Below are 8,475 nucleotides of genomic sequence, written 5' to 3'. Positions count from 1 at the left end.
CGCGTCCTTCCTTGCAAAACAGCCAGACACCCGGATCCAGATCGCAGGGCACACAGACTCCCGGGGCGCAGACGCCTACAATCGGGACCTGTCTGCCCGCCGCGCCGCGGCAGTCGCAACTTACCTCACTTCGGCCGGGGTTGACGCTGGCCGCATCGTCAGCGTGGGCCTGGGTGAAAGTGTGCCGGTATCTTCCAACGACACCGCAGCAGGCCGCGCCATCAATCGCCGCGTTGAAGTGACGATCCTTGACTAGCTGAACGTCCAGCCGCGCACCCGCGCGCGGTTCAGTTCCAAGGCTTGCGGCCAGCACCTGCCTGATCAAGGCACTTGCTGGCCGCAATAGCTTTGAATGCCGGCTATACGCCTTCCAATTCCGCCCTCAACCCGCTGAAAGCAAGGCGACCGCTAAGCGCAGGCAGAGGGTGGATTCCGGCTCAACAGAGCCTATCTTCCCGCGCAGGAACCCGTTTACGAACGGGTGCGGTTCAGGTGCATCGCCGGGACGGGCACAGAACGAGGTACCAGAGGGAAGCTTGCACATGTTGTCCGGCCCGAGTGTGCCCCGCTGGATCAGGGCCGAGCCCCAGGGCATCCACCTGCCAACCGCCGACTGGTGGATTGATCCCTCCATCGCGGTTCCCAGAGCCCTCGTTACACATGGCCACGCCGACCACGCGCGCGCAGGCCACGGTGAAGTGATTGCAACGATCGCCACACGCGACATCATCAGGTTGCGCTACGGCGAGCCGCCAGACGGAAGGTCAGCAGGCTATAACGCGCCGGTCGAGATCGGCGATTCCATTACGGCCACCTTCTTGCCCGCCGGACACGTGCTGGGTTCGGCTCAGATACTGCTTGAACGTCAGGGCGAACGCATTGTCGTCACGGGCGACTATAAAAGGCGCCCCGATCCGACCTGCCTGCCTTTCCAACCCGCGACCTGCGATATCCTGATTACAGAAGCCACCTTCGCCCTGCCGATCTTCACGCATCCGCCGATCGAACGGGAAATAGCGCGCCTCCTCGCTGCCCGGCGCGCCCATCCCGAACGGTGCATACTGGTGGGCGCCTATGCGCTGGGCAAGGCACAGCGCGTGATCGCCGAGTTGCGCCGCGCGGGATACACAGAAACGATCTGGCTGCATGGCGCCATGGCGGCGATGTGCGACCTCTATGAACGCCACGGCGTGGAACTTGGCAAACTGGCACTTGTGGCAGACCTGCCTCGCGGGTCCCTGAAGGGCCAGATCATCATCTGCCCACCTTCAGCCCTGAACACCGCTTGGGCGCAGCGCCTGCCCGATCCTGTCAACGCCCTGGCTTCCGGCTGGATGCGCGTGCGTCAGAGGGCCGTGCAGCGCAATGTCGAGCTGCCGCTGATCATTTCAGACCACTGCGACTGGAACGAGCTCACGGCAACAATCCTTGAGCTGTCGCCGTCGGAAACCTGGATCACCCATGGGCGCGACGATGCGCTGCTGCATTGGTGCGCAGCGCAGCAGATGCGGGCGCGTTCGCTTGAACTTGTGGGGCGTGAAGAAGAGGAAGCGGCCTGATGGACCGCTTTGCCCGCCTCCTTTCAGATCTCATCTATACAAGGTCGCGCAACACCAAACTGGCGCACCTCGCGGCGTATCTGAGCACGGCGCCAGATCCGGACCGGGGCTGGGCGCTGGCGGCCCTGACCGGGGGGTTGAGCTTTCCTGCTGTAGGGTCGGGGATAGTCCGGGAACTGATCCGTGAACGGGTAGACCCCGTCCTGTTTGCCCTTTCGCGAGACTTTGTGGGCGACACTGCCGAAACTGTCAGCCTGCTCTGGCCAGAACCTCCGGCATCGCCGGCTCCCGCCCCTGGGGTGAGCGAAGCGGTTTCCACTTTGATGCAAGCTACCCGCTCCAATGCGAAATCCGTGCTTGCCCGATTGCTTGACCGGCTGGATGAAGAGGGGCGTTTCGCTGTCCTGAAGCTCGCGACCGGCGCGCTAAGGACCGGCGTGTCCGCCCGGCTCGCGAAATCCGCCTTTGCACAGGCTTTTTCCGTTCCCTTGGAAGATGTCGAGGAAATCTGGCACGCATTGAAGCCGCCGTACACGGACCTTTTTGGCTGGGCGACCGGCGCGGCGCCCAAGCCGGATATAACCTTCCTGCCCGTGTTTCGTCCCTTCATGCTGGCGAACCCTCTGGAGACCCCTGACATCGATCTTGCCGACTATGCGGCGGAATGGAAATGGGACGGCATACGCATCCAGCTGGTCCACACCTGCGGCGAGACGCGGTTGTTCAGCCGCGGCGGCGAGGACATCACCGCCAGCTTTCCGGAGATCGCGGGCGCGTTTGCACATGACAGCGTCCTCGACGGCGAGCTCCTCGTACGCGGCGCGCACCAGGGCGGGGAGACCGGCGGCGCCGCAAGTTTCAACGCGCTCCAGCAACGCCTGGGCCGCAAGAGCGTGTCTGCAAGTCTGCAGGCGGACTATCCGGCCTTTGTGCGCCTCTACGACGTACTTTTTGAGACCGGAGAAGACCTGCGTACACTGTCATGGACGGATCGGCGCGCACGGCTCGAAGAACTGGTTCCCCGGCTGGATAGCGCCGTATTCGACATATCCGAGCTGATCGCTGCGAGCAGTTTCGAGGCGCTCGCCGACCAGCGGTCCCGTGCGCGGGAGGCCTCCATCGAAGGCGTCATGCTGAAGCGGCGCGACAGCCGCTATGAGCCCGGCCGAAAATCCGGCCTCTGGTACAAGTGGAAGCGCGATCCGCTGACCGCAGACTGCGTCCTGATGTATGCCCAGAGAGGCTCAGGCAAGCGATCAGGTTTCTATTCGGATTTCACGTTCGGATGCTGGACGGGCGACCCCGGGAAGGATGGTATACTGCTCCCCGTGGGCAAGGCCTATTCCGGCTTCAGCGACGAAGACCTGGTGTGGCTGGACAGGTTTGTCCGAAGGCATACACGCAACCGGTTCGGGCCCGTGCGCGAAGTGGAAAAGACACTGGTCCTGGAAGTCTCATTTGATGCCATCAACCCCAGCACCCGGCACAAATCCGGCCTCGCCATGCGGTTTCCGCGCATCACCCGCATACGCCGCGACAAACCGTCTGCCGAAGCCGACCATATCGGCGCGCTGCGCAGACTGATCGACGCCGGCGCAAAGGCCTGATCGCATCCGGCGCGGCGCTGGACGGGTGCAAGCGGCGATCTGAAGTGCTAGAGGGGCGCCGATGCTGCGGATATCGGAACTCAAACTCCCCCTGGACCACGCGCCCGCTGACCTGCCGGCGGCGATTGCCGGCCGTCTCGGCGTGAGCCTGGACGATCTGCTTCACTGGTCGGTCTGGAAGCGGGCACACGACGCCCGGCGCAAGTCCGCGATCCTCAAGGTCTACATCGTTGATGTCGAAGTGCGCGGCGAACCGGCTGTCCGCCAGCGCCTGGCCAGCGATCCGCACGTCATCCTGACCCCTGATACTTCCTATCGCCCTGCCGCAAGGGTGCAGCCGCTAAGCCGCCTTCGGCCCGTTGTCATAGGTACCGGCCCCTGCGGCCTGTTCGCCGGCCTGATCCTCGCTGAGCTGGGTCTGCGCCCGGTCATCCTGGACCGCGGCAAGGTCGTACGCGAGCGGACGAAAGACACCTGGGGCCTGTGGCGGCGAAGCGAGCTCAATCCGGAATCGAATGTCCAGTACGGCGAAGGCGGCGCCGGGACCTTTTCAGACGGCAAGCTCTACAGCCAGATCAAGGACCCACGCTTCCTCAGCCGCAAGGTCATGAACGAGTTCGTGGCAGCCGGCGCACCGCCGGAAATCCTGACCGATGCGCATCCGCACATCGGTACTTTCCGGCTGGTTACCATGGTCGAAAGCCTGCGTGCCAAGATCGAGGCCCTCGGCGGCGAGTACCGGTTCCAGCACCGGGTAACCGATATCGAACTGGACCGCACTTCAGAGGGCGGCCAGCGTATCCGGGGGCTGCGTCTCCACACCGGGGAATTCCTCGAAGCCGAGCACGTTGTTCTCGCGGTGGGTCACTCCTCGCGGGATACTTTCAAGGCGCTCTTCGACCGGGGCGTTCATATCGAAGCCAAGCCATTTTCCATTGGATTCAGGATCGAGCATCCCCAGTCATGGATCGACATGGCCATGTTCGGTGCCTGCGCGGGCCATCCGGATCTCGGCGCAGCGGCCTACTCCCTGTCGCATCACTGCAAAAATGGCCGGACCGTTTACAGCTTCTGCATGTGTCCGGGGGGTACGGTCGTGGCGGCTGCGTCGGAGGCGGGCTGCCTCGTGACCAATGGCATGAGCCAGTACTCACGCAATGAGCGCAACGCCAATGCGGGATTTGTCGTCGCCATCTCGCCGGCTGACTATGCCAGCGACCATCCGCTCGCCGGAATCGAGCTGCAACGGGATCTGGAAGCGCGTGCTTTCGCGGCAGGTGGCGAGGACTATTTCGCGCCGGGTCAGCGCGTCGGCGACTTCCTGTCCGGAACGCCGTCAGCTTCGCTTGGCCCCATCATACCAAGCTACCGGCCCGGGGTTCGACCCACTGACCTTGCCCCCTTGATGCCAGAATACGTGATCGAGGCCATGCGCGAAGCGCTGCCCGTGTTCGGCCGCAAGATCCCTCGCTACGATGACCCGGATGCCCTGTTGACCGGCGTAGAGACCCGCACGTCCTCTGCAATCCGCATCACACGCGGCGCAAATTTCCAGAGCGTGAACGTTCGCGGCCTCTACCCGGCGGGAGAAGGCGCAGGGTATGCCGGGGGCATTCTCTCTGCAGCGGTAGACGGAATCAAGGTCGCCGAAGCCCTTGCCCGCGCGATGGCGAACGAGCCCGCCCATCAGGCCTGACGCCCGATAACGTCAATAGGGGTCGCCGGTCACCTTCGCACTTTTCGGCTCGGCGAGATCCTTCGGCGTCAGCAGCATGTACATCGCCGGCGTAACAATCCGTGCCAGGATGGTCGAGCTGACCAGTCCGCCGATGATGACCACGGCGAGCGGCGAATAGAGCGGCGACTGTTCCCAGACCAGCGGGATCATGCCGCCGATGGCAGTCGCGCTCGTCAGAAGCACGGGCAGGAAGCGGATTTCGCCCGCCTGTACGACCGCCTCACGCAAAGGAACCCCGTCCCGCCTGAGCCTGTTGGCGAAATCAACAAGCAGGATCGAATTCTTTATCTCGATACCTATGAGCGCGATGAAGCCGATCATTGCAATGAACGAGAGCGGATAACCAGCGATATAGAGCGCGATGAAACCGCCCATCACGCCGAACGGAATGACGAACGCGACGACAGCCATTTGCGCAAAGCTGCCAAACTCGAGCAGCAACACCGCGAGCACACCAAACAGGGCCACCAGCACGGCCGCGCCGAGGCCCGCAAAGCTCTCGCTGGCCGCTTCTGCCTGCCCGCCGAAAGTGATCCGGTAGCCGGGCGGCAGGTTGATGTCCCGGATTCTGGCGGCAACGTCGCTGGTCACATCTGTCGCGAGATAGTCCGGCAGCACATAGGACAGAACGGTGACGACACGCTCCTGCTGTACCCGGTTGACCACTGTCGGCCCCGACGCGAAGGCGACCTTCGCAATCTCCGGTAAAGGCACAGCGGCGCCCTGCATGTTCCACAGATACATCCGGCTCAGGTCATCTGCATCCGGCGGGGATCGGCTGTTCATCCGCACCCGGATCGGATATGCCTCACCCGTCGGATCGCGCACCTGCGCCACAGTTGCACCGCCAATAGCAATCCGAAGCGTCTGGTCAATGGCGCCCGGCGGGATGCCGAGAAGCGCCGCCTTGGCGGTATCAATATCCAGCTCAAGATCGATCTGACGGGCCGAAGCGGGATTTGACACGTCCCTCGTGCCCGGCGTGTCCCGCAGGATAAGTTCCACATCCCCGGCGATCTGGCTCAGCGTCTCGTTGTCCTTGCCCCAGATGCGCACAGCGATGGGTGCCTCGACCGGTGGACCGTTTTCAAACCGCCGAAAAGTCAGCTTCGCCGCGGGGTAGTTTGCGAGTTCCTCGCGGATTTCGGAAACCACAGCAGGCCCTTCATCCGGGACCCAGTTCAGGAATGCCCCATACACCTGGCCGTAGTCTGGCACGCCGACCGTCTCGAAGACGTTGTAATAGACTTGCGGGTTACTGGAGCCGCTGTTGGCAAACTGGAATGCGATGTCATCGCGCTTGGCGAGTACGCTCTCCACAAACCGGACAGCCTTGTCCGTTTCGTCAATCGACACACCCTGGGGCATCTCAACATCGACCAGGAAGTATGGACTGTCATTCTCCGGAAACAGGGAAAAACCGAGCCTCGGCACCAGGGCAAACGACGACAATGCGAGCGCCAGTGACAGGACTACGGTCGATACCGGGAAGCGGAGCGCTACGCGAAGGATCGGGCGATAGACGGCATGGATCGCCCCCATCACAACGTCGAGGAAGACGTTGGATTTGCCATGTCCGTCGCGCGCCAGCAAACGGCTTGCGAGGAAGGGAATGATCGTGAGGGACACGATGAGCGACGCAATGATCGTTGTAAGTACAGCGACCGGCAGGGACCGTGTGAAGTCTCCCGCGCCTTCCGGCAGGGCGATCAGCGGCAGGAAAGCAAAGATCAGGGTCGCCGTGCAGCCGATGACAGCGACATTGATTTCCGACACGCCGGCAATCGCAGCTTCCCGCCTTGGCAACCCGTCGCGCAAGCGGCGCGCAATATTCTCGGTGACCACGATGGAATCATCGACCAGGAGGCCGAGTGCGATCACGAAACCCGAGATCGACAGCTGGTTCATCGTGAAGCCCAGCTGGCCGATCCAGAACACACCGATTGCCAGGGACAGGGGGATGGCCATCATGACGACGATGGCAGCGCGAATGCCCAGCGGCAGGAGGGTAAGCAGCACGAGCAGTACGGCGATGATGAAGTCACGCCCGAGGTTTGTCAGGCGGTGCGCTACGGTCTTTGACTGGTCAAACCCTGTCTCGAGCCGGATACCCTCTGGCAAGCTGCTTCGATAGGCTTCGATCTGCTTGTAGAGATTGTCGCGCACAACGAATACATCGACGCCGAGCTTGCCCTTGGCACTCACAAGAACGGCGCGCTCACCGTTGTAACGGGTGTGGTGGCGCGGCTCATCGTTGTCCCACTCGACTTTGGCAACATCCCCAACCGTCAACGTGCTGGCGCCCGCCGAGCGCAGGACGGTGTGCCGGATCTCGTCGAGGCTGTCGAAGGGACCTGTCGCGGTGACATTGAACCGGCGCCCACCGGACTCCACAGCCCCGATGGGCACATCCGCCCCTTCACGCTGCAGCGCGTCAGCAACCGCCAGCGGCGAAAGCTGGAAATTTGAGAGCCGGTCAAGGTCCAGCGAAACACGAACTTCCGATTCCGGTGCGCCCCAGATCTGGGCTTGCTGCACGCCGCCTGCCCGCTCCAGCATGTCGCGCAGATCGCGTGCGGCCGCTTCCAGTTGCCTGGTCGGCGCCGTTTCACTCACCAATGCCAGGACAACGACGTTGGCATTCGCCGTATTGGCCTTGAAGGTGCGCACGTCGACGACACCTGGCGGGAAATCAGGCCGCGCAACATTCAGCTCACGGACGTGCTCATCAAACTTGCGTTCGGGATCGGAGTCATAGGTAAATTCTACTGTAACGCTGCCCACGCCGGAGGTCGCGCTCGAGCGCACCTCCTTCACATCCTCGATGCGGTTGAAGGCCTGTTCCAGGGGGACAACGATCAGTTTTTCGATTTGTTCGGCATCTGCGCCGGGGAGCACCACGGTGACGCCCGCGATCGGGAAACGGACTGTCGGGTCTTCGGACTTGGGAATGGAGATCATCGCGTTGGCACCCAGCGCGACCAGCATCGCGAACAGCACCAGCGAGAATTGCCAGCGGTCGACAAAAAAACGGACGATATGCTCCATGCAGGTCAGGGCCGGTCTGCAATGGTCAGGGCTTCACCGTCCCGAACGTAAGCCGCCCCCTCCGCAATAACCCGCTCGCCGGCAGTCAGGCCGGACAGGACCAGCACTTCTCCCCGGATAATACCGGAAGTGGAGACTGCACGGCGATGCGCGACGTTGTTTTCGTCGATGACGTAGACATAGCCACGATCGGCCCGGGCATCGATCAGCGCCAGGGTTGGTATCCTCACGGCAGGCGTCTTCGCCTCCGCCTCACCGGTCGATGTAATCCGGGCATTTCCGATCAATCCGCTGCGCAGGAGCGCCGGATCGCCGGCGCTGATATCAACATCAAAGTTTCCGGTCGCGTCATTGCTTTTGGCGCCGATGCGCACAATTGTGCCGGTTCGGGGCGGCCCGGCAACGCCGGCGATCGTGTAGGCGGCTTCGTCGCCAACCTTGAGCCTTGCAGCATCTGCTGCGGAAACCGGTACCCGCAATACGAGACCGGAGGACGTGTCGCCAATTTGCAGCACGCCCGCGC

The 8,475-nt window shown here is 62.8% G+C and carries 6 protein-coding genes; 4 read left to right on the top strand and 2 right to left on the bottom strand.

The window, feature by feature from the left end:
• The 4 genes from WEA77_RS01285 to WEA77_RS01270 all read left to right on the top strand — a co-directional run.
• A partial coding sequence (locus WEA77_RS01285) for an OmpA family protein (protein WP_368066067.1) occupies positions 1 to 256 on the top strand: 256 nt, incomplete at its 5' end.
• Between the two features lie 286 nt (positions 257 to 542).
• A complete protein-coding gene (locus tag WEA77_RS01280; protein WP_368066066.1) occupies positions 543 to 1,559 on the top strand; it encodes a ligase-associated DNA damage response exonuclease in 1,017 nt (338 codons plus the stop codon).
• Positions 1,559 to 3,166, top strand: coding sequence for a cisplatin damage response ATP-dependent DNA ligase (locus WEA77_RS01275; RefSeq protein WP_368066065.1), 1,608 nt, complete (start codon positions 1,559 to 1,561; stop codon positions 3,164 to 3,166). The genes WEA77_RS01280 and WEA77_RS01275 overlap by 1 nt, the downstream gene beginning before the upstream one ends.
• Positions 3,167 to 3,227: 61 nt before the next feature.
• Positions 3,228 to 4,862, top strand: coding sequence for an NAD(P)/FAD-dependent oxidoreductase (locus tag WEA77_RS01270; protein ID WP_368066064.1), 1,635 nt, complete (start codon positions 3,228 to 3,230; stop codon positions 4,860 to 4,862).
• Positions 4,863 to 4,874: 12 nt separating this feature from the next.
• Here WEA77_RS01270 and WEA77_RS01265 read toward each other — a convergent pair whose 3' ends face one another.
• Together WEA77_RS01265 and WEA77_RS01260 are read right to left on the bottom strand one after the other, a co-directional pair.
• Positions 4,875 to 7,952 carry an efflux RND transporter permease subunit gene (locus tag WEA77_RS01265; RefSeq protein ID WP_368066063.1) on the bottom strand — a complete coding sequence of 1,026 codons (3,078 nt, stop codon included), beginning with the start codon at positions 7,950 to 7,952 and terminating at the stop codon, positions 4,875 to 4,877.
• 5 nt (positions 7,953 to 7,957) lie between these two features.
• Positions 7,958 to 8,475: efflux RND transporter periplasmic adaptor subunit (locus WEA77_RS01260; RefSeq protein WP_368066062.1), on the bottom strand; the 518-nt coding region annotated here is incomplete at its 5' end.

It is taken from the genome of Hyphomonas sp., from assembly GCF_040882205.1.
Lineage (GTDB): Bacteria > Pseudomonadota > Alphaproteobacteria > Caulobacterales > Hyphomonadaceae > Hyphomonas.
This window is presented reverse-complemented; position numbering and strand designations above follow the sequence as displayed.

Bases quoted from the DNA above. Each gene is read 5' to 3' on its own strand.
- WEA77_RS01280 (WP_368066066.1), top strand. From the start codon at position 543: ATGTTGTCCGGCCCGAGTGTGCCCCGCTGGATCAGGGCCGAGCCCCAG.
- WEA77_RS01275 (WP_368066065.1), top strand. From the start codon at position 1,559: ATGGACCGCTTTGCCCGCCTCCTTTCAGATCTCATCTATACAAGGTCG.
- WEA77_RS01270 (WP_368066064.1), top strand. From the start codon at position 3,228: ATGCTGCGGATATCGGAACTCAAACTCCCCCTGGACCACGCGCCCGCT.
- WEA77_RS01265 (WP_368066063.1), bottom strand. From the start codon at position 7,952: ATGGAGCATATCGTCCGTTTTTTTGTCGACCGCTGGCAATTCTCGCTG.